A 24,393-nucleotide genomic window follows, 5' to 3' on the forward strand; every position below is an offset into this window, starting at 1 on the left:
AGCGATGGTGAGCTCACCTGAAGGGACCCGCGCCGGGTCCGTCACACCTGGCGCCGAGGTCCCGCCCCAGGAGACGACGGGTTCTCCCGCCCGTCGTCTCCTGGGGGTGCCCCGGCAGCGCCACCGGCCCGCACGTACCGGCGCCGGACCGGACGCCGCCGCCCGGGACGCCGGCACCCTCGCCTTCGTCGAGAGCCCGGTGCAGCTGCTGAACACCCTGGAATGGGCGTACACGGCACAGGCCACCGCGCTCACCGTCGTCGTGCTCTCCCCGCAGGACCCGATGACCCGCGGACAGCTGCGCCGGATGGCCGAACTCGCCCGCGACGAAGGCCATACGGTGCGCTGGGAAGAGGCCCGCGGCGGCCCGACCGCGCCGATGCGCACCATCGGAGGGCTCACCCCGCTGCTGCGCCGCGCCCGCCGTATCGTCATCGGCGACCCGTTCTCCCGCTACGTCCAACTGCTGCTCACCCTCACCAGGGCACGCGATCTGGTCGTGGTCGACGACGGCACCGCCACCATGGAGTTCATCTCCCAACTCGCCCGCGGCGAACGGCTGGTGCGCTGGCACCGCAACGGCAGCGGGCGCGGGGCGCGGGACCTGGCCTTCGCGCCGTTCTCGGCCACCGCCAGGCGCCGGCTCACCCCGGCGCCCGAGGGCGGCCGGCGCACCGTCGGCCTGTTCAGCTCGATGCCCGTCGAGGCGCCGCCGGGAGTCGAGGTCACCACCAACGAGTTCGCCTGGACCCGCGGCCGCTTCGGCCCGCCCCGGCTCACCCGCGCCGCCGACATCGTCGGCACCTCGCTGGTGGAGACCGGGGTCGTCGACGACGGCCGCTACCTGGCCGCCGTCGCCGCCCTGGCCCGAACGCACGGCGCCACCCGCTACTTCGCCCACCGCAAGGAGAGCGCCGACAAGCTACGCCGGCTGGTGGCGGAAACGGGGTTGGAGATCGTCCGTCCCGACCTGCCGCTGGAACTGATCGCCCGGCGCGGACCCATCGGACGGCTGATCGTCAGCTTCCCCTCCACCGTCGTGCACACCCTGCCGCTCGCCCTGCTGGGCACCGAGGTCAAGGTCGCGGTCTGCGACATCGACCCGGAGTGGCTGACGGCCCACGCCTCACCGCGCGCCCAGGGCTTTCTCGACGGGGTCACCGGCACCGCCCGCGACGTGCAGCGACTGCCGTACACCCGGCGGGTGGCCACCGGCTGAGGGACGGCGCCGCCGCGCGGGAAGCCCTACTGCATACCCTTCGCATAAACCGTCCATGCGCCGAGCGGCCTAGATTTTCTTCCCCTAACGGGCTGAACTTTTGTTGATCGAGGGACAGTTGCCCCGGTGCGGGCCGTACCGTTGCACGGGTGAACCACTCGATCTCCCGCGATGCCGGCACCGCCCGTACTCCCGCCGGGGACCAGCTCCCCGGCGCGCTCCCCGACGCGCTGCGCGCCGAACTCGGCCTCTTCCGGCGCGACTTGCACATGCACCCCGAGCTCGGCAACCAGGAGTTCCGGACCACCGCGGCGCTCAAGGAACGGCTGGAGCGGGCCGGTCTGCGGCCCCGCGTACTGGCCACCGGCACCGGCCTGATCTGTGACATCGGCACACCGGCCGCGACGTCCTGCGGACGGGCGCTCGCCGCCGACCCCGCCCGCCCCCTGCTGGCCCTGCGCGCGGACATCGACGCCCTGCCGATCCCGGACACCAAGACCGTCGACTACGCCTCGACGGTCCCCGGCCGCGCCCACGCCTGCGGCCACGACGTCCACACCACCGTCGTCCTCGGCGCCGGCCTGGTCCTCGCCGAACTCGCCCGCGCCGGCGCCCTGCCGCGCCCGGTCCGCCTGATCTTCCAGCCCGCCGAGGAGGTACTGCCCGGCGGCGCCCCCGACGCGATCGAGTCCGGCGTACTGGAGGGCGTCGGCCGGATCCTCGCCGTCCACTGCGACCCGCGCGTCGACGCCGGCCGGATCGGGCTGCGGGTGGGTGCGATCACCTCCGCCTGCGACCGCCTGGAGGTCGGCCTCGACGGCCCCGGCGGCCACACCGCCCGCCCGCACCTGACCACCGACATGGTCACCGCCGCCTCCCGGGTCGCCCTCGACGTCCCCGCGCTGCTCTCCCGCCGGGTCGACGCCCGCGCCGGACTCGCGGTCACCTGGGGCCGTCTGGCCTCCGGCCACGCCTGCAATGTGATCCCGCAGCACGCCGAGCTCTCCGGCACCGTCCGCTGCCTCGACCTCGAAGCCTGGCGGCAGGCCCCGGACCTGGTCCATGCCGCGATCGACGAGGTCGCCACCCTGCACGGCGCGAAGTCGCAGATCACCTACGTCCGCGGGGTCCCGCCGGTGGTCAACGAGCCGGTCACCGTCCAGCTCCTGCACTCCGCGATGGCCGCCCGCCGCGGCGAGGGCGCCATCGAGGACACCGAGCAGTCCCTCGGCGGCGAGGACTTCTCCTGGTACCTCGAACACGTCCCCGGCGCCATGGCCCGCCTCGGCGTCCACCCACCCGCCGACACCACCCGCCGCGACCTGCACCGCGGCGACTTCGACGTCGACGAACAGGCGATCAAGGTGGGCGTCGAACTCTTCACGGCTTGCGCGCTTCTTGACGGGGATCTGGCGGACTGAGCCCGGAGCGCGCGAGGAGTCTCAGGAGCGCTGTGCCCAGCCGTCCAGCGAGACCTCCGGCCCGCCGGCGAGGTAGCTGTGAAAGGCACTGGCGGTGGTGCCGACAAATGCGTCGGGGATGACGTCAGTGCTGACCCATTGCACCCGGGCGTGCTTCTCGGGCTCGCGGTTTTCGGGCTCGCCGCTCCACTCGTCGGCGACGAAGACGACGGTGAGAAAGCCGTTGGGGGCCTCGACGCCCCAGGCTCCGTGGATGACGTGAGCGACGCGAAGGGCCTCGGGCTTCACGACGAGGCCGGTCTCTTCGTACAGCTCGCGCACGGCCGTATCGGTGATCGGCTCACCGGGTTCGCTCTTGCCGACGGGGAGGTCCCACATCCCCTGGGCGAACTTGGCCTGCTCGCTGCGCTGCAGGAGCACGACCCGATGCGACGCCTTGTCGTGGACGATGACGGCCGCGACCAGGAGCGTCATCGATTCGAGTGCGGGCTTGAGTGCTCGGGGGCTGGGGTCGGTCTTGGGCTGAGCCACGAGGGTCCCTTCGTCGGCCAGGTTGGTCGGCATGCTAGATGAGCGTTTCGCTGACGCGGCGGGCGAGTTCGGCGGCGCCGGGGACTTTGCGCCGCTGGTAGACCGCGAGGGTGGGTCTGATGGCGGAGACTGCCTTGCGGGTGCGGTCCGAGGCCATGCCCGTCATGAGCTGCAACGCCCGGGTCCAGGCAGCAATGGCTTCGTCGGCACGGGCCTGGGCGGCGAGGCTGTCGCCGAGATCGGCGTGGGTCAGGGCGTGAACACGCTTGTACTTCACGGGGTCCCAGCGGGTGAGGGCGTCGCGATGCTGCTGCTCGGTGCCGACGTGGTCGGCGAGGTCGGTCAGAGTTCGGGCGGTATGGCTGGCCACGGTGCCGGCGGCGGGTCCGCTGACGAGGGAGAAGCTGGGCTGTGGGCCGTCTTCGCGGATCAGGGCGTCCTCGGCAGCGAGGAGGGCACGGGCGGCCGAGGCGTTCTCGCCGGTGGCGGCGTACGCGCGGGCGTGGGTGATGTGGAGCAGAGCTTCGGTTCGTCCGTCCACGTGGCCGCGCCCTCGTGACAACGCGTTCTCGACGAGATCGACGCAGTGGTGGGGCTGCTTGAGGCTGAGGGCCTGATGAGCGAGGGCCCGCATCATCCAGGCGGCGTGCCCGCGCGGGTCCGCTTCACAGGCGAGCTGGTAACCGACGTGGTAGTAGCGCTGGGCTGCACCTTCATGGCCGAGGTCGTGGTGCTTCCAGCCGGCGAGGTAGGCGAGTTCGGCGACCGCGCCGAAGGCAGCCCGCCGTAGGGTCTCGGACGGGAAACGTGCCCGCAGCATGGGGGCCGCGGTGTCCGCGAGGTATGCGGTGACGGTGGTCAGGCCGTGGCCACCGCCCAGGCGCTCGTCGGCCGCGCTGAACGAGGCCACCTCGATCAGCTCCGTAAGGCCGACCGCTGGCAGGACACGGACGACATCGGGCAGGCCCTCGGACGAGTCGCCGCGGCAGCAGGCTCCCGGGCTCAGGGGGCGATGCTGGAGCCGTTCGGTTGGGTGCACTCCGAGTTCCACCCCACCAGCCTCCACATCGGCCACAAGGGCTGGCGGTTGCTCGACTTCGCCCGTGCCTTCACCGGGCCAGGTCTGCTCGACCTCGCCAGCTGGCACGGCACCCTCGACGCCCCCGACCCGGTACGTCTGCGCGTTTACCTGGAGCAGTACGTCGTCGAGGGCGGAGTCGCGGACGCACTCGACGCGCGAGGCGGCCTCGCGGCGGAGGCATGGGCGCTGGGCTGGCATCGCATGTGGGCCGTCGAATGGTTCATGGCGCAGGCGATCCGCTGGGTCGATGACCCCGCCACCGACCCCGGCTACATCAAGGTCGTACGCCGCCACCTCGCCGACGTTCTCCGGCTCCTGGAGGTCTGATGCTCGCCCAAGCTTCGCCCTGGCACCTCCACGCCCTTCAGCGCACCTCGGCCGAACCGGCCGGAGCCCTGGCCGTGCCGGCCCGCATGGAGTGGGGCACCCGCCCCGGCGAAGGTCCCGATGCCGACCTGCTCGGAGCTGACCTGCGGGGTCGCCACGTACTGGAACTCGGCTGCGGCCCCGGCCACAACGTCGCTCATGTGGCGGTCCACCGCGGTGCAACCGTCACGGGCGTCGACCTCGTAGGGCTGCAGATCCGCCGGGCACGTTGCCATTACGGTCGGCTGGCCGGCGCCAGGTTCGTTGCCGGCCATGCCCTTCACCATCTCCAGGCCACCGCCGAGAAGTACAACGCGATCTACTCGGTCTTCGGTGCCATCGGCCTCGTCGCCCCCGAGCTCCTGCTCCCTGCACTCGCCGGCCGGTTGGCCCCCCGCGGCACCCTGGCGTTTTCCGTCCCCCATCCGTGCCGCGCTGGCCACCGCCCCTCGGCGGACGACCGCCCCCGCCAGGACTTCGTCACCCTGCCCGATCGCACCCGACTCCCCATCGCTCGCTGGGAGTTCGACGCCGAGCGTTGGGGTCTTCACCTGGCTCGTGCGGGCCTGGAAATCACCTCCAGCCAGGAACTGCGTGACGCCCACCCCGGCCACCGGCCGACCGCTCTGCTGATCACCGCCCGCAGGGTCAAAGCCGCATGATCCTGCCGCCTTCCACGGAGGAATCGATGCACACCCCCTACTTCTTATTGGACATCGACGGAGTCCTCATCCCCTTCCCTGCGAAGGATGGAGGCACCCCGCCGACCCATGTCCGCCACGACGTCGTCCCGACGGGCCGCACCCCCGATGACCCCGTCACCATTTGGCTCGACCCCACTCACGGACCTCTCCTCATGCAGGTGGCCCGCCGCGACCTGGTCATCCCGGTGTGGTGCACCAGCTGGCGCCAGGACGCGGCCACCATGATCGGTCCGCTGCTCGGGATCCCGGCCTTCCCGTACGTCGACCTGCCACGCCCCCGGATCACCACCAGCCACCCCCACGGCTACTTGTGGAAACGGGACCGTGTGGCGGTCTGGGCAAAGGCGACTCCCGTCGCGTGGATCGACGACGACTTCACCCACCTCGATCACGAGTGGGCCGCGCGGCGGACCGCGGCCGGTCTGCCGACCCTTCTGATTCAGCCTGATCCCCACGTCGGGCTGTTGCCGGAACACGTAGCGCGGACGCTGGAGTGGGCCTCGGGCTTGCCTTCCGGTGAGTCGGTGGGGGCGCGTCCGCAGGGCGTGGGGAAGCCTGCCGGTGCGCATGGTTTGGCGCAGCGCTCAAGATCGACCTCATATAACGGTCAATGACCGAAAAGCGTGCATATCACCCCGTTCCGGCCGCGAGCCGGGACGGGCTTCGCATATCGGCCGGCATGTTTCGCCGAGGGGCCCTACGCCTCGAATCGATAACGTCCGCGCAGTGGAGGGTTTTGCGCCAGGTCTACGCGCGTTAATCTCCGACAAGCCAGCGCCAAAGGGGGCGCTTAGAGCGAAGGGAAGGCCCCGTGCGTCGGGTCATCAGGATTGCCGCCGCGGCGACCGCCACCACCTGTCTCGCGTTCACCGCCACCGCGTGCGGACAGAGCTTCGCCGAGGCCAATCGCGCCAAGCACGCGGGCGTCGGACTGGCCTTCGACATCGGCGGCCGGGACGACCACTCGTTCAACGAGGCGGCCGCCCGCGGTACCGAGAACGCCCGCAAGAAGCTGGGCGTCAAGGTCAAGATGCTCACCGCCAAGAACGGCGAGACCGAGGCGGACCGCGAGCAGCGGCTGTCGTCCTTCGCCGAGGCCGGTTACAACCCGGTCATCGGCGTCGGCTTCGCCTACAGCCAGTCCGTGCAGAACGTCGCCAAGGACTTCCCCGACACCAGCTTCGGTGTCGTGGACGCCGTGCCGCAGGGCAAGAACGTCGATGCCATGGTCTTCGCCGAGCACGAGGGCTCCTACCTGGCCGGTGTCGCCGCGGCGCTGAAGAGCAAGACCCACAAGGTGGGCTTCATCGGTGGCGTGAACAACGCGCTGATCCAGAAGTTCCAGGCCGGCTTCGAGCAGGGCGTACGCGACACCGACCCGAAGGCCAAGGTCGTCTCGCAGTACCTCTACCCGAACAACGACAAGGGTTTCAACGACCCGGCCGCCGCCAAGGCCAAGGCCGCGGGCATGACCGACAGCGGGATCGACGTGATCTACACGGCGGCCGGACAGTCGGGCGCCGGCTCGATCGAGGAGATCAGCAAGCACAAGGGCGTCTGGGCGATCGGTGTGGACTCCGACCAGTACCAGCAGCCCGGTCTGGCGAAGTACAAGAGCCACATCCTGACCTCGGTCGTGAAGAACGTCGACGTGGCGGTGTTCGACCTGATCAAGAGCTACGAGGACCACAAGCCGCTGACCGGCATTCACGCCTACGACCTCAAGCACCAGGGCGTCTCGCTCGCCACCTCGGGCGGCTTCATCAAGGACATCCAGCCGCAGATCGACGCGGCCCGGAAGAAGATCATCGAGGGCAAGGTGAAGGTCAAGGAGACGCCGTAGTCGGACGCCGCAGCCAGGCGTCGTAGCCAGGGACGACGATCCACCCCAGGGCGCCGCAGCGCCGGCCCCGGGGAAGGTCCCCGCGTCCCCCGGTGACCTTCCGGTCCCGCCTTCTTGTTCTTCGTCCTTTCCGCACCGTCATCCCCGAGGGGAGTGCGCCATCAACGCAGCATCCACGAGCAGTGGCCGGGCCGTCCCGGACGCCCCCGCTGTAGAACTCCGCGGAATCACCAAAAGGTTCCCCGGCGTCGTGGCCAACCACGACATCCACCTCACCGTGCGCCGCGGCACCGTCCACGCCCTCTGCGGCGAGAACGGTGCCGGCAAGTCCACCCTGATGAAGATCCTCTACGGCATGCAGAAGCCGGACGAGGGCACCATCGAGCTGGACGGCGAGCAGGTCACCCTGCACACCCCGGGCGACGCCATCGCCCGCGGCATCGGCATGGTCCACCAGCACTTCATGCTGGCCGACAACCTCACCGTCCTGGAGAACACCGTCCTCGGCGCGGAGAAGCTGCACGGCATCGGCGCCGGCGCCCGCGCGAAGATCGCGGAGCTCTCCGACGCCTACGGGCTCCACATCCGGCCGGACGTGCTGGTCGAGGACCTGGGTGTCGCCGACCGCCAGCGGGTGGAGATCCTCAAGGTCCTCTACCGCGGCGCCCGCACCCTCATCCTCGACGAGCCGACCGCCGTCCTGGTCCCGCAGGAGGTCGACGCGCTCTTCGACAACCTGCGCGAGCTCAAGTCCGAGGGCCTGACCGTCATCTTCATCTCGCACAAGCTGGGCGAGGTGCTGTCGGTCGCCGACGACATCACCGTCATACGCCGCGGGACGACCGTGGCGTCGGTCGAGCCGTCCGCGACCACGCCCAAGCAGCTCGCCGAGCTGATGGTCGGCAGCGAACTGCCGTCGCCGGAGACCCGCGAGTCGACCGTCACGGACGAGGAGATGCTGCGCGTACGCGATCTCCACCTCTCCGCGACCGACTCCGACGGGGTGGTCCGCACCGTTCTGGACGGCATCTCCTTCACCATCCACAAGGGCGAGGTGCTGGGCGTCGCCGGTGTCGAGGGCAACGGCCAGGCCGAGCTCGTCGAGGCCGTCATGGGGACCCGCAGCCCCGACCACGGCACCGTCACCCTCGACGGCGCGGACCTCTCCGGGTCCTCCACCCGCGCCCGGCGTGAGGGCGGCGTCGGCTACATCCCCGAGGACCGCCACCGCCACGGCCTGCTGCTGGAAGCCCCGCTGTGGGAGAACCGCATCCTGGGCCACGTCACCGAGCGGCCCAACAGCAAGGGCAAGCTGCTCGACCTGGCCGGCGCCCGCAAGGACACCGCGCGCATCGTCGCCGAGTACGACGTGCGCACCCCCGGCATCGAGGTCACCGCGTCCTCGCTCTCCGGCGGCAACCAGCAGAAGCTGATCGTCGGCCGCGAGATGAGCCACCGGCCCAAGCTCCTGATCGCCGCCCACCCCACCCGCGGGGTCGACGTCGGCGCGCAGGCGCAGATCTGGGAACAGATCCGCGAGGCGCGGCGCGAGGGCCTGGCGGTGCTGCTGATCTCTGCCGACCTGGACGAGCTGATCGGGCTCTCCGACACCCTGCGGGTGATGTACCGGGGCCGGCTGGTCGCGGACGCGGACCCCGCCGTCATCACCCCGGAGGAGTTGGGCTCCGCCATGACCGGTGCCGCCAGCGGCCACCTCACCGCGTCGGAGGACGGCGCGTCGGAGGACGGCGCGACGGAAGACCGCGCCACGGAAGACCGCGCGTCGCAAGACACTGCGTCGCACGACGGTGCGCCGAACGGCGCCGGCGAGCAGGACGGTGAGCAGAAGTGAGCACCTCCACCACGCACCCTGCCAAGAGCCCCGCCGCGGACGCCATCGCCAAGAGCGCCACCCGCGACAAGGTGATCCTCGCGATCGCCGCGCCCGTCCTGGCCATCGTCGCCGCGATAGTGATCTCGTCCCTGGTCTTCCTCGCGTCCGGCGAGAACCCCTTCCGGGCCTACGGGATCATGGCCGACTACGGCCACTACAGCGACAGCCAGGTCTGGATCATCAACAAGGCGGTGCCGTACTACCTTTCGGCGCTGGCGGTGGCCATCGGCTTCCGGATGAACCTCTTCAACATCGGCGTCGACGGCCAGTACCGCCTGGCGGCCTTCGCGGCCGCCGCGGTGGGCGGGGCCATCGCGCTGCCCGGCGCGATCCAGATCATCCTGCTCATCGTCATCGCGATGCTGGTGGGCGCCATCTGGTCGGGCATCGCCGGTCTGCTGAAGACCACCCGCGGCGTCAGCGAAGTGATCACCACGATCATGCTGAACGCCATCGCCGCCTCGATCATCGGCTACTTCCTGCAGGACGGCCGCCTCGCCATCAAGGACGGCAACCTCCTGCACACCAAGTTCCTCCCGGAATCCAGCCACTTCTTCTCCTTCCCGACCCACCCCAAGCCGGTCTACGGCTTCGTGGTGATCGCGGTGCTGGCCGGCGCGCTGTACTGGTTCGGGATCAACCGCACCCGCTTCGGCTTCGACCTGCGCGCCGTGGGCGCCTCCGAGTCGGCCGCCGAGGCCAGCGGTGTCAGTGTCAAGCGGATGGTCGTCAGCAGCATGCTGCTGTCGGGTGCCGCGGCCGGTCTGGTCGGCATGCCCACCCTGCTCGGCGAGTCCTTCCAGTACGGCACGGACTTCCCGGCCGGCATCGGCTTCACCGGTATCGCCATCGCCCTGCTCGGCCGCAACCACCCGGTCGGGATGGCCTTCGGTGCCCTACTGTGGGCGTTCCTCGACCGCACCGGCTCCCGCCTGGAGTTCGAGGGCTACGCGCAGGAGATCGTCGGCGTCATCCAGGGCGTCATCGTGCTCTGCGTCGTCATCGCCTACGAGATCGTGCGCCGCTACGGGCTGCGCCTGCAACAGCGCAAGGTCGGCGAGGAGCTGGCCGCCCTGTCCACCGCCGACAAGTCGGACAACAAGCCGGAGGTGTCGGCGTGAGTACGGACCTCAAGACCGCGACGAAGCTCGCGGTCCCCCAGAAGAGCGGGCGGCGCAAGCTGACCTACCCCTGGATCCTGCTGATCATCGCCGGCGCGCTGGTCGCGGTCTCCGTCCTGCGGGCCGTCACCGGCACCGCGGACCTCACCTCCACCGGCCAGTTCGGCGCCGCGCTGAGCGCCGCCGTGCCGATCGGCCTGGCGGGCCTGGGCGGCCTGTGGTCCGAGCGGGCCGGCGTGGTCAACATCGGCCTCGAAGGCATGATGATGCTCGGCTCGTTCGCGGCCGGCTGGGTCGGCTGGGAGCACGGCCCCTGGGCCGCGGCGCTGGCCGGCATCGTCGGCGGCGCGCTCGGCGGCCTCATCCACGCCGTCGCCACGGTCACCTTCGGCGTCGACCACATCGTCTCCGGTGTCGCGGTCAACATCCTGGCGCTCGGCGCCACCCAGTACCTGGCCACCCTCTGGTTCGGCCAGGAGGGCAGCGCGGCCATGCTCGCCGGCGGCAACGACAAGCAGTCCCCGCCGATGCCCGACATGCCGAGCTTCACCGTCCCCGGCCTGTCGGACGCGCTGAACTCGCTGGAAGCACACCACTGGTTCCTGGTCTCCGACCTTGCCGGCATCCTCGGCGCGGCGGTCACCAACGTCTCGTGGCTGACGCTGCTGACGATCGCGCTGTTCATCGGCACCTTCTTCGTGCTGTGGCGCTCGTCCTTCGGCCTGCGGCTGCGCTCCTGCGGCGAGGCCCCGGTCTCGGCCGAGTCCCTGGGCGTCAACGTCTACTCGTACAAGTACGCGGCGGTGCTGGTCTCCGGCGCGCTGGCGGGCCTCGGCGGTGCCTTCCTCTCCATCGGGGTGCACTTCTACCAGGACGGTCAGACCGGTGGCCGCGGCTACATCGGTCTCGCCACGATGATCTTCGGCAACTGGCGTCCCGGCGGCGTCGCGATGGGCGCAGGCCTGTTCGGCTTCATGGACGCCATGCAGCTGCGCAGCGGCGGCCCCACCGTCCACGCCCTGCTGCTGGGCCTGGCAGCCCTGCTCGCGGTGATCGCGCTGCTCAAGCTGCGCGCCGCCAAGCGCACCCAGGCCGCGCTGTCGGCGGTGGCCGCGGCCGTCCTCATAGGCTGGTACTTCCTGGCCGACACCGTTCCGCTCGAACTGGTCGAGGCGAGCCCGTACATCGCCACCCTGCTCGTCCTCGCCCTCTCCGCCCAGCGACTGCGGCCACCGAAGGCGAACGGCAGGCCCTACCGCCGAGGACAAGGCACATGACACCACCGGTGCCGGTCGACTGGACCGCACTGCGCGCGCAGGCCCGGGACGCCATGTCCCGGGCCTACGCCCCGTACTCCCGCTATCCCGTCGGCGCGGCCGCCCTCGTCGACGACGGCCGCACGATCGCCGCCTGCAACGTCGAGAACGCCTCCTACGGCCTCGCCCTGTGCGCCGAATGCGGCCTGGTCTCGGAGCTGTTCGCGGGCCGCCCCGACAGCGCCGGCCCCGCACCCCGGCTGACCGCCTTCACCTGCGTCGACGGCACCGGTGCCCTCCTCGTCCCGTGCGGCCGCTGCCGCCAACTCCTGTGGGAACACGGCGGCCCCGACCTCCTGGTCGACACGGCGGCCGGCATCCGCCCCCTGTCGGAGCTGCTGCCGGACGCGTTCGGGCCAGGGCATCTGGCGGGCTGACGAGTCCCCGGTGCGCCCACGACCGGTCGTCGGGCAGCCGCCACGATCGGTCGTCGAGCGACCGCCACGCTCAGTCGTCGAGCAGCCGCCACGCCGTGAGGGCGATCCTGGCCCGCAACAGTCCGGTGGGCTCGGTGAGGTCGACGCCCAGGGTCTTTCCGATCTGTCGAGCCGCCGGGCGACACTGCTGTGGTGCAGGTGGAGAAGGCCGGCGGCCCGGCGCAGGGAGCCGGCGGCGCCGATGCCCGCGCAGTGCTGGTGGGAGAAGCTGCAGGCCTCGGCTGCGAGGATCTGCTGCCTCCGCTTACTCGGTCAGCGGGTGGGGCTCAGTTCAGGCCCGTGAGGAACTCGCCGAAGAGCCGGTTGGCGGTCTCGGAGTCGTAGAGGCGTTCGAACTCGGCGCGCGCGAGGCGGCGTCGGAACTCACCGTGGTAGGAGACGTCTCCCGCGTCGTGCATGAGGTCGGTGAACCATGCGGCGTACGCCTGGTAGTTCCACACGTGCTTCAGGCAGGTGGCTGAGTACGCCGCCAGCGGGCCCGTGTCCTGCTCCTTGACCTGCTTCAGGACGGCCGTGGCGAACACGTCGGCGTCGTGCAGGGCCAGGTTCATGCCCTTGGCGCTCATGGGCGGCACGATGTGCGCGGCGTCTCCGAGTAGATACAGGCGGCCATAGCTCATCGGGTCGTGGACCACGCTGCGCAGCGGCACCAGTGTCTTGCTGGTGACGGGGCCCTTCATGGTGACCGGTTCGCCGAAGCGTGCCTCGATCTCCTCCCAGATCCGGTCGTCCGTCCACTCCTCGACGGCAGTGTCCAGCGGGCACTGGAGGTAGAAGCGGCTGGCCTGCGGGCCACGGGCGAACTGGCCGGCGAATCCCCGGTCGTGGATCGCCATCATGGACTGGTGGTTGGCGGGGGCGTCGGCCAGCACGGTCAGCCAGGCGTACCCGTACTCGTGGGCGTGGCGGGTGAGGACGTGGTCCGGGATGCTCGCCCGGCTGACGCCGTGGTCCCCGTCGCAGCCGGCGATGAAGTCGCAGGTGATGGTCCGCGTCACACCCGTGCTGTCGCGGTAGCGCACGCGCGGCCGGGGGCCGGTAATGTCCTGCAGTTCCACGTCTTCGGCTTCGAAGCGAAGGTCGCCGCCGTCGCTGACGAAGACGTCGATGAGGTTGCGCACGAGGACCTGCTGGGGACAGAAACGTCCGTCGACGTGGTCGTCGGTCACGTACCTGAAGGGCCGCGCCTCGCCGTCGAGGCTGAAGTGCAGCACCGGCGCGAAGGGTGCGCCGTCGAGGACCCGGTCCTCCAGGCCCCACCCGCGGAACATGCGCGCGGCCCTGGGGTCGATGACGCCCGCCCGCTGACGCTGCTCGACGTACTCGCGGCTCTGCCGCTCCAGCACCACGCAGTCGATCCCGCTGCGCAGGAGGAAGTTGCCGAGAGCGAGCCCGGCAACACCCGAGCCCACGATGACGACAGTGGTGTTCTCGTCCGTTACGGACATGGTTGAAGCTCCTTCGTGCCCTTTACCGGCCTTCGGGAGGGCCGTTGCGTCGCACCGGCGCCCTGGGGGCCTGCGGTGCGACGGGTGGGCGCCTTCACCTGGGAGGGGTGTGCTCATGGGCCCGTGCTGTACACGGTGACCGCCGGACGCTGGACCTCCCCGGCCTTTGGTACCCCGGGGAGGGATCCCATACTCTTAAGCGAAGTACTCACTACGCATCATACGTAGTGCCCACTACGTTTGCAAAGGGGTCGGGTTATGCGCCGCGATGGAGCCGCCAACAGGGAGAAGGTCCTGCTGGCCGCCGAGCATGTGTTCGCCGAGAAGGGGGCCGCCGCGTCCACCGACGAGGTCGCGCAGCGGGCGGGGGTCAGCATCGCCACCGTCTTCCGGAATTTCGCCACCAAGCAGGACCTCGTCGAGGCCACGGCGTGCCGCTACCTGGAGAAACTGACCGCCGAGGCGCTGAAGCTCACCGACAGCCAGGACCCCGGCAAAGCCTTCGCCTCCTTGATGAGGACCCTCGCGGCGGCCGGGCCGGTGAAGATGACCCTGCTCGATCTGCTGCCCCCGCACGACGACGGCCAAGGCCTGTCACGGCCGGTCACCGAGGCGGCCGACGCATTCCGTGCAGCCCTGGACGACGCACTCCACCGCGCCCAGGCCGCAGGTGCCGCGCGCCCCGAGGTCACGGGCGAGGACGTCTCCCTCCTCCTGCGAGCCCTCGCCTACGCCACGGACCTCAGTCAAGGCGAGGCCCTCGACCGTGCCGTGGGCATCGTCCTCGACGGCTTCGGCGTACCACGCTGAGTGTGCGGCTCTGCCCTGTTGAAGCCATGGCGCAGTGACAAGGAGCGCCCTGCGGTCAGAGGGGTGTTCGTTCGATGGGCGTGCCGCGCGGTCCGGGGACCCCGTTGGTGTTGAGTTTGGCGAAGCCGGCGTGCGCGGCCTCGACGGCTTCGGGGTACGCCTCGCGGTTGGCGTGCTCGGCGAGCGCCCGGTAGATGCTGGCCACCGAGGGGCTGTGTCCCTTGCGCTTGCCGGTGGGGATGATCAGGTCGGGCTGGATCCCCTCGACGGACTCGCCGCCCGCGCGGCGCCGGAGCACGGTGTGGAGCATGTCGTCGGTGATGACGGGCGGCCGGCCGCCGTGCTTGCCCTTGCGGGCCGCCGTGTCGAGCCCTTCGGGCGTGGACTCACGGATGTATTCCCGCTCGGTCTCCGCCGTCGCCGCGACCCCGGTCAGGGGGCTGACTGCGCGCTGGCCACCACCCGGGGGCTCAACGGATGAGAGCGTCAACCACGTAGCGATGCACCGACGGACACTGACGCGCAGGTCCCTTCGCGATCACCGAGCTCGCCTGGCCTGGCGCGAACCGCTCCGCCGCGCAGTACCTGTGCGGACACACCGCGGATAGGCGCCAGGTTCCAGGACCGTCACGGTCGAGTCATCTGCACTTCGGACACTTCGAGCAATCCGTCGAGTTCGACCTTCCCCCTGGTCTGGTCCGGACTCACCACCAGGCCGTCCCTGCGCACGAGGTCCAGGAGCCGTTCGGCCAGGGGCAGGACCATATGCCGGCCCCAGCAGCGTTCGTTCACGTGGCCGAAGGGGAGGTATCCGGGGTGGGCGTCTCCGTCCAGTTCGTCCCAGCGGTCGGGATGAAACGCGTCGGGCTCGTCCCAGAGCTTGGGGTCGCGGTGGCTCAGCAGCGGAAGCAGCAGGACATCGTCTTTCGGGCCGATCCGTGCGTCCACGTCCGAGAATTCCGGAGAAGCCACTCGCAATATGTTCCATGAAGGGGGAAGCAGCCGGAGTGCCTCGAGGATGATGTTCCGATTCGATATGTCATCGCTGAACGGAGCCCCGAGCCACAGGGCGTTGGTGACCAGCGCGGATACGGTGAAGCACACCGGCGCTGCCACCCGCCGGTACAGATACATGGCATAGCGCCGGTCACCGTAGGTCTTGGAATCGAGGACGAGAGCGGCAAGTTTTGACAACGGCACGCCCTGCCCGGGTCTGCCCAACAAAGCGGCTCCTGAGGCGACGGCCGACCAGGTCAGTTTCGGTGTCAACTCCAGCCGGCGGTCGACCAGAACCCGGAATCGCAGTCGTTCGTTTCCGAAAACGAGATTCCGCAGGTAAACATGCGCCACATGCGGCCACCGGCCGGTCAGGTCGACCGCGTCTTCGAGGGGGCGTTGCAGCGCGTTTCGCACGTCCGAGCCCACGGCTTGCATAAAGGTGGACGCATCGGTACGGGCGACGGGCCGCCCCTGGACGGGCTTGAAGGTGGGTCTCTCCTCCGCGTTGGCCGGCCTGCTGCGGAGCAAGCTGTCCATCAGATCGGCGCCGGATATACCGATCGTGTCGGGCTCCAGACGGAAAAGTGACGCACCACGATAGCGACTTAACAGTTCGTCGATTCTCGGCGCGAACTGGATGACCCGACCGCTCCCGCTGACGCGGTGCATTGGCATGGGGGGACTCCGTGGGTAGGTAGCTCGCGCCGGCCAGAATTCCTGGCCGGCGCGAGCTCGGCAGGGAAACTACCTCATTAAATCCAGTCGTACCAGGCGTATGCCTTGAGGCTCTTTTCCGGGCGGAACTTCTTGACGATGCGAACGAGTTTCATGAGCACCTCCATCTGCGTGGTGAACGAGAACTTATTCGACGGCAGAAGGCATGGAGACCGGATGTAATTCCCGGAATTCATTTCAGCTGCCATGGAAAGTGAAGACCTATCGGGCGAATGTGTCAAGTGACTCATATCACTCCATGAATTGACCTATTCACGTTTCGGGCGTGCATGTATTTGGATCTCGGCAAATCACCCTCAATTTGTCCATCAGTGCTCAATGCGGGCGTCGGAGGGGGAGAGGTCGTGTTGAATGGGCTGGTTTAGTCATGTATGCGCGGCATGGGCGAGCCCCGCAGGGACCCCGTCGAAGGCGTCAGGCACCCGCTCTCCGTGTCGACCGGTACGGCGAGGCCGAGGCGGGCATGGTGCCGTCGTGTCAGTCATTCAGGCGCTTTGTGATGCTGGGGCCATCGGCCGCGGCGGGAACCCGGCCCTGCCCGGCCACGCTCTCCGGACGGGTGCTGAAGGGCTGTGAGGTTCTCGCTCTGCGCCCGGCTTCACGTGCCGCGCCCCCTTTCCAGGGGTGGCCGCCGGCCGACCCTGGCCACCCCGGTGTCTATGCGTGTAGAACGGACCTAACCGTTTGAAAGGAACCCTCCATGGACGTCATCTCCGTCATCCGCGCCAAGCGCGACCGTGGTGAGCTGACCCCCGATCAGATCGACTGGGTCATCGACGCCTACACCCGCGGCGAGGTCGCCCACGAGCAGATGTCGTCCCTGGCGATGGCCATCTTCCTCAACGGGATGAACCGCACGGAGATCGCCCGCTGGACGGCCGCGATGATCGCCTCCGGCGAGCGCATGGACTTCTCCTCACTGCCCCGCCCCACCGCCGACAAGCACTCCACCGGCGGTGTCGGCGACAAGATCACGCTGCCGCTCGCCCCGCTCGTCGCCGCCTGCGGAGCGGTCGTCCCGCAGCTCTCCGGCCGGGGCCTCGGCCACACCGGCGGCACCCTCGACAAGCTCGAAGCGATCCCCGGCTGGCGCGCGGCGCTCTCCAACGCCGAGATGCTGGACGTCCTGCGTGACGTCGGCTCCGTCATCTGTGCCGCCGGCGACGGTCTGGCCCCTGCCGACAAGAAGCTCTACGCGCTCCGCGATGTCACCGGCACCGTCGAGTCCATCCCCCTGATCGCCTCCTCCATCATGTCCAAGAAGATCGCCGAGGGCACCGGTTCCCTCGTCCTGGACGTCAAGGTCGGCTCAGGCGCCTTCATGAAGGACCTCGACAACGCCCGCGAACTGGCTTCCACGATGGTCGAGTTGGGTACCGATCACGGGGTGAAGACGGTCGCCCTGCTCACCGACATGGCCACCCCGCTCGGCCTGACCGCCGGCAACGCCCTCGAAGTCCGCGAGTCCGTCGAGGTACTGGCCGGCGGCGGCCCCCAGGACGTCGTCGAGCTGACCCTCGCGCTCGCCCGCGAAATGCTCGACGCGGCCGGGCTCAAGGACGCCGACCCGGCCAAGGCGCTCGCCGACGGCTCCGCCATGGACCACTGGCGCCGCATGATCAGCGCCCAGGGCGGCGACCCCGACGCGGCCCTCCCCGTGGCCCGCGAACAGCATGTCGTCACCGCCGCCTCCTCCGGCACCCTCACCACCCTCGATGCCTACGCCGTCGGCCTCGCCGCCTGGCGCCTGGGCGCCGGCCGCGCCCGCAAGGAGGACCCGGTCCAGGCAGGTGCGGGCATCGAACTGCACGCCAAGCCGGGCGACACGATCACCGCCGGCCAGCCCCTGCTGACCCTGCACACCGACACCCCGGAGAAGTTCCCCTACGCCCTGGAGGCCCTGGACGGCGGTGTGCTCGTCGGCCCCGAGGACGCGGCCTTCGCCGCCACTCCGGTGGTGCGGGAACGTATCGCCTGAGGCGGCCGGGGCGCCCCGGTGAGTCCTGCGGCGCCGGGCGCCCCGTCACTCCGCCGGGCCCTCGTGCACGGTATGCCGCACAGAGCGCTGCGGGCGCTGCGCGACTCCGGCAGGTGCCTCACCCGCGGCGAACGCTCCGACGGCACCGCCCGCCGCGGGCGAGGCGCAGGTGCGATGCCGAGGCGCGGATGTGGTGCCGGGGGTCAGGCGTGCTGCGCCCCGCGTGCCAGCAGGAGCAGGGCGTCGACGAGTTCTTCGGCCGGCGCACCGGTGGCCAGGCTGCGCAGCTGCAGCCCGAAGACCAGCGCGACGGTGGTGCTCGCCAGCCGCTCGGCGTCGGGTACGCCGAGACCGGTGAGGATCCGGGCGGCCAGCTGGTCGTATGCGGCGAAGCACTCCGCGGCCGCGGTGCGCAACCGCTCGTCGCGGCCGGCCTGGACATAGAGCTCGAAGGGTGCGATGTACCTGCTGTCGGTCCGCGCGCACCCGGCGACCTGACCGACGGTGGCGGAGGCCCGAACGATGTCCATCTGGTCGGTCTGGCACTGGTCGGCGAGCTCGGTGAAGCGCCGCGTCTCCTCCGCGACGAAGTACAGCAGGCTCTCCCGCAGCATCTCGTGCTGGGTCGTGAAGTGGTAGGTGACCGAGCCGAGGGAGACCTTGGCCTCCTTGGCGATCCGCCGGTTGGTGACCCCGGCGATGCCGTCCTCACCGATGATGCGCAGGACGGCGTCGATGATGCTCTGCCGGGTTCCGGGGGCCTTGGACATGACGGTCATTGTGTCACCGGTGGGGCGGTGGTGGGGCAGTGGTGGCGACGGCCCCCCAGGAGGAGGCGCCGGCCGGTTCCCCGCCGGCTGAGGGAGAAGGACGAGCTGAGGGAGAGGGACGAAGGGCCCGCCCCACCAGGACAGGTGGTGGGACGGGCCCTTCGGTCTGCGGGGTGTTACGCGGCCTTCTCCAGGTGGAGGAGGCGGCGTTCGGCCACGGCCTTGCGGGTGGCGTAGAGGGTGATCGAGGCGGCGCCGACCATCGCGGCCAAGCCCAGGAGGACGGTGCCCTCCCAGCCGACGGCGTGGAAGGCGGCGGCACCGAGGGCGCCGCCCAGGCTGCTGCCGACGTAGTACGCGCACTGGTACAGCGCCGACGCCTGGGCGCGCGCCGTCTTGGCGGTGCGGCTGACCGAGGACGAGGCGACCGCATGGCCCGCGAAGAAGCCCGCGGTGATCAGGACCAGGCCCGCCAGCACCGCGTAGACGGAGTCGGAAAGGGAGAGCAGCAGACCCGTGGAGGTGGTGCCGACGGCCAGGTAGAGGGCGCCGCGGCGGCCCGTGCGGGCGACCAGCTTGCCGGCCGCGGCCGAGGAGACCGTACCGACCAGGTAGATCACGAAGATCGAGCCGACGATGCCCTGCGGGAGGTTGAACGGCTCGGAGACCAGGCGGTAGCCGATGACCGTGTAGACCGCGCCGAAGACCGTCATGAACAGCCCGCCGATGGCGTAGAGGCGGCGCAGCAGCGGATCGGCCAGGTGGCCGCCGAGCGTACGGGCCAGCGCCCGCGGGCCCACCGAACGGGGCGCGAAATGCCGGGCCTTGGGGACCAGCAGCCGGAACGTCACCGCACACACCACGGCCAGCACACCCACCGCGGCCAGCGCCGCCCGCCAGCCCCATGCCTGGGCGACCCAGCCGGTCACGATCCGGCCGGACATCCCGCCGATGCTGTTGCCCGCCACGAACAGTCCGATGGCCGCCACCAGCGCCTTGGCGCGTACCTCCTCCGCCAGGAAGGCCATCGCCGACGCCGGCAGTCCGGCCAGCGCCACACCCTGGATGCCGCGCAGCGCGATCAGCGCACCGAGCGACGGGGCGAACGGCACCAGCATGGCGATCAGCGCGGCGACGGAGAGGGACACCGTCATGAGCGTGCGCCGGCCGAATCGCTCGGAGACCGCGCTCAGCGGGATCACTCCGAGCGCCAGGCCGAAGGTGGCCGCGGACACGGTCCAGCTCGCCTGGTCCGGGCTGACCCCGAGGTCGGTGGAGATCGCGGGCAGCAGCGCCTGCGTGGAGTAGAGGAGGGCGAAGGTCGCCACTCCGGCGGCGAAGAGGGCAAAGCTCATCCGGCGGTAGCCGGGGCCGCCCGGCCGCAGCTTGTCCGACTCGGGGTCGGGGGCGGCGGCGGAAGGAGAAGTGCCAGTGGACGACGAGGGAGAGGCGGCCGCACGGTCGGTGACGGACGCCCCGGTATCAGCGGAGGGCATGCTTCGAAGGTAGGCCGCCGCGTTTCATGCGTCCAATGCATAGAAACGCCATAATCGATGCTGTGACACATGATCCCAGCTCGCAAGGGCCGCTGTTGCAAGGTCGCAACAGAAAAGATGTTGCCGGAGCACCGTGGACCGGTGCGGATGCGGGGGAGGCCGCCGAGCTCGGGGGCGATTCCTGGGCAGTGGTCCTCGCCCCGCGGCTCGCCCAGTTCACCGCCGTCGCCCGGCACGAACACGTCACCCGTGCCGCGCTGGAGCTCGGCATGCCGCAGCCGACGCTCAGCCGCGCTCTCGTCCGCCTGGAGGACGACCTCGGCGTCGCTCTCTTCGCACGCCATGGCCGCACCCTCTCCCTCACACCGGCCGGCCGGGCCTTTCTCGCCTCCACCGAGCGCGCGTTGACGGATCTGGAGCGGGCCACGGAGTCCGTACGGGCCGATGTCGACCCCGCCGCCGGGAAGGTGGCCTTCGGCTTCCTGCACACCCTCGGCTCGGAGACCGTGCCCGGCCTGATCCGCAGCTTCCGTGCCGACCATCCGCGCGTCCGCTTCCAACTCGTCCAGAACTACGGCGAGGCCATGATCGAGCGGATGCGCGCCGGCGACCTCGATCTGTGCCTGACCTCGCCGGTCCCGGACTACCCGGACCTGGTCGCCCGCCGGCTCGACGAGCAGAAGCTGCGCCTGGTCGTCCCGGACGATCATGCGCTGGCCGGCCGGAAGCGGGTCCGGCTCGCCGAGACCTCCGGCGAGCTGTTCGTCACCCTCGAACCCGGCTACGGGCTGCGCCGGATCACCGACGCGCTGTGTGCCGAGGCGGGCTTCACCCCGCGGATCGCGTTCGAGGGGGAGGAGGCCGAGACGCTGCGCGGACTGGTCGCGGCAGGCCTCGGCGTGGCGCTGCTGCCGCCGCCCGCCGTACCGCGCCCCGGAGTCGCCGAGCTGACGGTGACGGCCCCGCGCGCGGTCCGCGAGATCGGCGTCGCCTGGCTGGACGGGCATCCCGACACCCCGCCGGTCGCCGCATTCAAGAAGTTCCTGCTGAGCCGGCGGGGGAAGCTGTTGCCGAGGTGAGGGGCGCGCAGGGAAGCGGCACGGGTGCGCCCCCTCCTGCCGACCTCGCAGACCCGGCTCCGGTGTCTGCACACGATGTCTGCCCGTGACGTCCCGCCCGCGACGTCTGCCCCTGACGTCTGCCCGCGACGTCTGCCCCTGACGTCTGCCCCTGACGTCCGCACCTGACGTCCGCACCTGAGGTCCGCCCGCGCCCCGATCCGTCGTTGGGATGTCAGGCCGGTGCCGGGGGGCCGCTGAAACCGATCGCCACGGAGACGTACTGCGTGCCGTAACGCTTGCGCAGAAGGCTGCCGATACTGGGCTGCGGACCATGGTGGGGCGCCGGCCCGCTGGTCACCCCGGCCGCGCAAGTGTGGGCGATCCCGTCCCAATAGACCACCCGCAGACCGGTCCGGCGCTGGTGGTCGCTGATGGCGTCCGCCCCTACCGTGGCGTCGCCCGCGAAGGTGCCCCGCCCGGCGACGCTGTGTTCATGGAAGTCCACGATCAGACGCATCCGTGCCAGGACGCCGTCGTCTTGGCCGGCCCCGGCGAGCGCTCCCCGATGCCGACGATCGTTGCCGCGGCGGCAAGCTTCCCGGCCAGCTCATCGAGCGTGGCATCGGACAGCAGGTCGACGCCGGGGTGCTGCGGACCGGACAACCCCATGGGCGAAGGGAGGGTGCCGAGAGGGGCGGTGGTGTCGCTTTCCATGCCCCCAGGCTTCTACCTGAAGTTTGGTTGAGGTGAAGGAGGCCGGCCCGGCAAAGGTCAGCGGCCGCCGTCGCGGGCCGCCTCAGTGCCAAGAGAGCGACGGGGAGCCACGGTTCCCGAGGAGGGCACCGGCCGCCCAGGTGCCCTCTGGCTCGGCTTGAAGCCAGGAGAACACCCGCATATCGCTCCATATTGCCCCGAGGTGTCTCGGAGTCGCGGCACCGAGACACCTGGGCGTCTCGGTGTCTCAGCGTCTCGGCGTCTCGGTGCCTCAGTGCCGTAGCGACGCTCCGAAGCCCGCGGCCAGTGGCATGCGCAGGCCCAGCGGGGGTGGTGCGGCCAGGGCGTCCTTCACGGGGCGGGCGTAGTCCCGGGCGAAGAGTGAGCCGAGCATGAAGTCGGCCGCCAGGGAGAGGACTTCGGCGCGGTGCTGGTGCAGGGAGTGGCCGTCGGAGTGCACCTCGAAACGGCAGGTGTCGCGGTTGACCTTCTTGGCGCGCTCGGCGTAGCGGTAGGACAGATCGGGGTCGGTGCGTTCGTCGTTGGTGCCGTGGACCAGCAGGACCTGGCGGCCGATGAGCTGCTTCACGGGATCGGGCCGCTCGTCGCTCTGGCCGGGGTCGGGCAGCCAAGGGGCCAGCGCCATCACGGAGTTGACGGCCGGGTGGCCCGCGGCGTGCAGGGCGGCGCGGGCGCCCATGCCCGTGCCGACGAGGCAGACCGGGACGTCGCCGTAGCGGCGGACCACCTCGTCCAGGGCCCAGGTGGCATCCCGTGCCGGGTGGGCGTCGGCTCCGTTCCAGCCGCTGCAGCGGTAGCGCACGACATGGGCCGTCAGACCCTCGGGTCGCCCTGCCTTCGCCAGCCGGGCAGCCAGGGGACGCACCGCCAGCGCCGGCACCGGCGACGGACGCCGCACCCCGGTCGGTCCGCCTCCGGGCAGTAAAAGAGCGACCCCGCTCACCTCCCGGCCGGTGCCCCGACCGCCGCCACCCCGCCACCGGAACGCCTCGCGCGCCCCTTCCTTGCCGGCCGTTCCCAGCGGTTTTCCCAGCCGGGCCTCGCGCACCGGCAGTGCTTGCTGAGCCATGTGCAGAACGATGGCAGAAGGTGGCGCGCCCGCCACCCCGTGGACGGGTCACTGTTACGTATCGTTCGATGAGATCTACGCGCGTAGGGGCTAGAGTGCCGAGATGACGAGCGAGACCACCACACTCCCGACCAGTGAACAGATCCTCCGCGCCCCCAAGGTGCTGCTCCACGACCATCTCGACGGCGGGCTCCGGCCGGCCACGATCGTCGACCTGGCCCGTGAGTCCGGCTACGAGGGTCTGCCCGAGACCGACCCGGAGAAGCTCGGGGTCTGGTTCCGTGAGGCCGCCGACTCCGGCTCGCTCGAGCGCTACCTGGAGACCTTCGCGCACACCTGCGCCGTCATGCAGACCCGTGACGCACTGGCCCGGGTGGCCGCCGAGTGCGCCGAGGACCTTGCCGCGGACGGTGTGGTCTATGCCGAGGTCAGGTACGCGCCCGAGCAGCACCTCGAACAGGGGCTGACCCTCGAAGAGGTCGTCGAGGCGGTCAACGAGGGCTTCCGCGAGGGCGAGCGGCGGGCCCGCGAGAAGGGCCACCGCATCCGCGTCGGCGCCCTGCTCACCGCGATGCGGCACGCCGCCCGCGCCCTGGAGATCGCCGAACTCGCCAACCGCTACCGGGACACCGGCGTCGTCGGCTTCGACATCGCGGGCGCGGAGGCCGGCTACCCGCCCACCCGCCACCTCGACGCGTTCGAGTACCTCAAGCGGGAGAACAACCACTTCACCATCCACGCCGGCGAGGCCTTCGGCCTGCCGTCCATCTGGCAGGCCCTGCAGTGGTGCGGCGCCGACCGCCTCGGCCACGGTGTCCGGATCATCGACGACATCGAGGTCGCCGACGACGGCTCGGTCAAGCTCGGCCGGCTCGCCTCGTACGTACGGGACAAGCGCATCCCGCTGGAGATGTGCCCGAGCTCCAACCTGCAGACCGGGGCCGCCCCCTCCTATGCGGAGCACCCCATCGGCCTGCTGCGCCGACTGCAGTTCCGGCTGACGGTCAACACCGACAACCGGCTGATGAGCGGCACGAACATGTCCCGGGAATTCGAGCACCTGGTCAAGACCTTCCGATACACGCTCGATGACATGCAGTGGTTTACAGTCAATGCGATGAAATCAGCGTTCATTCCTTTCGATGAACGTCTGGGCATGATCAATGACGTCATCAAGCCCGGGTACGCGGAATTGCGAGCCGAATGGCTGTTCCGTCCGCAGGAGTCAACTGCCCCTGTGAACAGTGCTTCTGGCTCTGCGTGAGTAGGTAGCGCGAGCTTATAGCGCAACGGCCGGTGGAATGTCCACCGGCCGTTTTTCCTTCCCTCGTGGCTGTTTGCGGCGCCGGTTGCCGCATC

Annotated in this window: 23 protein-coding genes and 2 pseudogenes; 14 read left to right on the forward strand and 11 right to left on the reverse strand. The window is 70.2% G+C overall.

From position 1 onward, the window contains the following. The first annotated feature begins 7 nt into the window (after positions 1-7). Together ACGFR7_RS04765 and ACGFR7_RS04770 are read left to right on the forward strand one after the other, a co-directional pair. Positions 8-1,219 carry a hypothetical protein gene (locus tag ACGFR7_RS04765; protein ID WP_393312958.1) on the forward strand — a complete coding sequence of 404 codons (1,212 nt, stop codon included), beginning with the start codon at positions 8-10 and terminating at the stop codon, positions 1,217-1,219. Positions 1,220-1,368: 149 nt separating this feature from the next. Then, positions 1,369-2,640, forward strand: a complete 1,272-nt coding sequence (locus ACGFR7_RS04770) for an amidohydrolase (RefSeq protein WP_393312961.1) — start codon at positions 1,369-1,371, stop codon at positions 2,638-2,640. A 21-nt stretch (positions 2,641-2,661) separates the two neighbouring features. Here the strand turns inward: ACGFR7_RS04770 and ACGFR7_RS04775 are convergent, their stop codons facing one another. Together ACGFR7_RS04775 and ACGFR7_RS04780 are read right to left on the reverse strand one after the other, a co-directional pair. Further along, complete coding sequence (locus tag ACGFR7_RS04775; protein WP_393312964.1) at positions 2,662-3,204, reverse strand: NUDIX domain-containing protein; 543 nt, start codon at positions 3,202-3,204, stop codon at positions 2,662-2,664. A 1-nt stretch (position 3,205) separates the two neighbouring features. After that, positions 3,206-4,078, reverse strand: a pseudogene (locus tag ACGFR7_RS04780) (tetratricopeptide repeat protein); the annotation flags it as partial. Here ACGFR7_RS04780 and ACGFR7_RS04785 point away from each other — a divergent pair. From ACGFR7_RS04785 to ACGFR7_RS04820, 8 genes and pseudogenes are all read left to right on the forward strand, one after another. Further along, positions 4,079-4,579, forward strand: a pseudogene (locus ACGFR7_RS04785) (aminoglycoside phosphotransferase family protein); the annotation flags it as partial. Beyond that, entirely contained in the window at positions 4,579-5,280 is a 702-nt protein-coding gene (locus tag ACGFR7_RS04790; RefSeq protein ID WP_393312967.1) for a class I SAM-dependent methyltransferase, read from the forward strand. The pseudogene ACGFR7_RS04785 and the gene ACGFR7_RS04790, both read left to right, overlap by 1 nt. Before the next feature lie 26 nt (positions 5,281-5,306). Next, positions 5,307-5,936: a hypothetical protein gene (locus tag ACGFR7_RS04795; protein ID WP_393314165.1), complete on the forward strand. Its 630-nt coding sequence runs from the start codon at positions 5,307-5,309 to the stop codon at positions 5,934-5,936. A 197-nt stretch (positions 5,937-6,133) separates the two neighbouring features. Next, positions 6,134-7,165 carry a BMP family protein gene (locus ACGFR7_RS04800; RefSeq protein ID WP_393312970.1) on the forward strand — a complete coding sequence of 344 codons (1,032 nt, stop codon included), beginning with the start codon at positions 6,134-6,136 and terminating at the stop codon, positions 7,163-7,165. A gap of 160 nt (positions 7,166-7,325) precedes the next feature. Beyond that, complete coding sequence (locus tag ACGFR7_RS04805) at positions 7,326-9,017, forward strand: ABC transporter ATP-binding protein (protein ID WP_393314168.1); 1,692 nt, start codon at positions 7,326-7,328, stop codon at positions 9,015-9,017. Further along, a complete protein-coding gene (locus ACGFR7_RS04810) occupies positions 9,014-10,180 on the forward strand; it encodes an ABC transporter permease (protein ID WP_393312973.1) in 1,167 nt (388 codons plus the stop codon). Before ACGFR7_RS04805 ends, ACGFR7_RS04810 begins: the two co-directional genes overlap by 4 nt. Beyond that, on the forward strand, positions 10,177-11,457 hold the full coding sequence (locus ACGFR7_RS04815) for an ABC transporter permease (RefSeq protein WP_393312976.1): 1,281 nt from the start codon (positions 10,177-10,179) through the stop codon (positions 11,455-11,457). The genes ACGFR7_RS04810 and ACGFR7_RS04815 overlap by 4 nt, the downstream gene beginning before the upstream one ends. Then, entirely contained in the window at positions 11,454-11,873 is a 420-nt protein-coding gene (locus ACGFR7_RS04820) for a cytidine deaminase (protein ID WP_393312979.1), read from the forward strand. Before ACGFR7_RS04815 ends, ACGFR7_RS04820 begins: the two co-directional genes overlap by 4 nt. Before the next feature lie 326 nt (positions 11,874-12,199). On the opposite strand, the gene ACGFR7_RS04825 is transcribed toward ACGFR7_RS04820, so the two are convergent. After that, on the reverse strand, positions 12,200-13,381 hold the full coding sequence (locus ACGFR7_RS04825; RefSeq protein WP_393312982.1) for a 4-hydroxybenzoate 3-monooxygenase: 1,182 nt from the start codon (positions 13,379-13,381) through the stop codon (positions 12,200-12,202). Between the two features lie 258 nt (positions 13,382-13,639). On the opposite strand from ACGFR7_RS04825, the gene ACGFR7_RS04830 reads away from it, so the two are divergent. Further along, positions 13,640-14,191, forward strand: a complete 552-nt coding sequence (locus ACGFR7_RS04830; RefSeq protein WP_393312985.1) for a TetR/AcrR family transcriptional regulator — start codon at positions 13,640-13,642, stop codon at positions 14,189-14,191. 55 nt (positions 14,192-14,246) lie between these two features. On the opposite strand, the gene ACGFR7_RS04835 is transcribed toward ACGFR7_RS04830, so the two are convergent. The 3 genes from ACGFR7_RS04835 to ACGFR7_RS04845 form a co-directional block, all read right to left on the reverse strand. Then, positions 14,247-14,681 carry a hypothetical protein gene (locus ACGFR7_RS04835; RefSeq protein WP_393312988.1) on the reverse strand — a complete coding sequence of 145 codons (435 nt, stop codon included), beginning with the start codon at positions 14,679-14,681 and terminating at the stop codon, positions 14,247-14,249. Positions 14,682-14,818: 137 nt separating this feature from the next. After that, positions 14,819-15,865 carry a cytochrome P450 gene (locus ACGFR7_RS04840; RefSeq protein ID WP_393312992.1) on the reverse strand — a complete coding sequence of 349 codons (1,047 nt, stop codon included), beginning with the start codon at positions 15,863-15,865 and terminating at the stop codon, positions 14,819-14,821. 77 nt (positions 15,866-15,942) lie between these two features. Continuing rightward, the gene (locus ACGFR7_RS04845) at positions 15,943-16,155 is read right to left on the reverse strand and encodes a tryptorubin family RiPP precursor (RefSeq protein ID WP_393312995.1); all 213 of its coding nucleotides are present in this window, start codon (positions 16,153-16,155) and stop codon (positions 15,943-15,945) included. A gap of 470 nt (positions 16,156-16,625) precedes the next feature. Between ACGFR7_RS04845 and ACGFR7_RS04850 the strand changes: the two genes are divergently transcribed. Next, the gene (locus tag ACGFR7_RS04850) at positions 16,626-17,903 is read left to right on the forward strand and encodes a thymidine phosphorylase (RefSeq protein WP_393312998.1); all 1,278 of its coding nucleotides are present in this window, start codon (positions 16,626-16,628) and stop codon (positions 17,901-17,903) included. A gap of 203 nt (positions 17,904-18,106) precedes the next feature. Here ACGFR7_RS04850 and ACGFR7_RS04855 read toward each other — a convergent pair whose 3' ends face one another. Together ACGFR7_RS04855 and ACGFR7_RS04860 are read right to left on the reverse strand one after the other, a co-directional pair. Continuing rightward, positions 18,107-18,673, reverse strand: a complete 567-nt coding sequence (locus tag ACGFR7_RS04855) for a TetR/AcrR family transcriptional regulator (protein ID WP_393313001.1) — start codon at positions 18,671-18,673, stop codon at positions 18,107-18,109. 176 nt (positions 18,674-18,849) lie between these two features. After that, positions 18,850-20,169: an MFS transporter gene (locus ACGFR7_RS04860; protein ID WP_393313004.1), complete on the reverse strand. Its 1,320-nt coding sequence runs from the start codon at positions 20,167-20,169 to the stop codon at positions 18,850-18,852. Positions 20,170-20,231: 62 nt separating this feature from the next. Here ACGFR7_RS04860 and ACGFR7_RS04865 point away from each other — a divergent pair, with 62 nt between their 5' ends. After that, positions 20,232-21,248, forward strand: coding sequence for a LysR substrate-binding domain-containing protein (locus ACGFR7_RS04865; protein WP_393313007.1), 1,017 nt, complete (start codon positions 20,232-20,234; stop codon positions 21,246-21,248). A 214-nt stretch (positions 21,249-21,462) separates the two neighbouring features. Here the strand turns inward: ACGFR7_RS04865 and ACGFR7_RS04870 are convergent, their stop codons facing one another. The 3 genes from ACGFR7_RS04870 to ACGFR7_RS04880 form a co-directional block, all read right to left on the reverse strand. Further along, positions 21,463-21,747, reverse strand: a complete 285-nt coding sequence (locus tag ACGFR7_RS04870; RefSeq protein ID WP_393313010.1) for a hypothetical protein — start codon at positions 21,745-21,747, stop codon at positions 21,463-21,465. Next, positions 21,738-21,944, reverse strand: a complete 207-nt coding sequence (locus ACGFR7_RS04875) for a hypothetical protein (protein ID WP_393313013.1) — start codon at positions 21,942-21,944, stop codon at positions 21,738-21,740. The genes ACGFR7_RS04870 and ACGFR7_RS04875 overlap by 10 nt, the downstream gene beginning before the upstream one ends. Before the next feature lie 271 nt (positions 21,945-22,215). Beyond that, the gene (locus ACGFR7_RS04880) at positions 22,216-23,034 is read right to left on the reverse strand and encodes an alpha/beta hydrolase (protein WP_393313016.1); all 819 of its coding nucleotides are present in this window, start codon (positions 23,032-23,034) and stop codon (positions 22,216-22,218) included. Between the two features lie 103 nt (positions 23,035-23,137). On the opposite strand from ACGFR7_RS04880, the gene ACGFR7_RS04885 reads away from it, so the two are divergent. Further along, on the forward strand, positions 23,138-24,298 hold the full coding sequence (locus ACGFR7_RS04885) for an adenosine deaminase (protein WP_393313019.1): 1,161 nt from the start codon (positions 23,138-23,140) through the stop codon (positions 24,296-24,298). Positions 24,299-24,393 lie beyond the last annotated feature (95 nt).

The organism is Streptomyces sp. NPDC048516 (assembly GCF_043199875.1).
Lineage (GTDB): Bacteria > Actinomycetota > Actinomycetes > Streptomycetales > Streptomycetaceae > Streptomyces.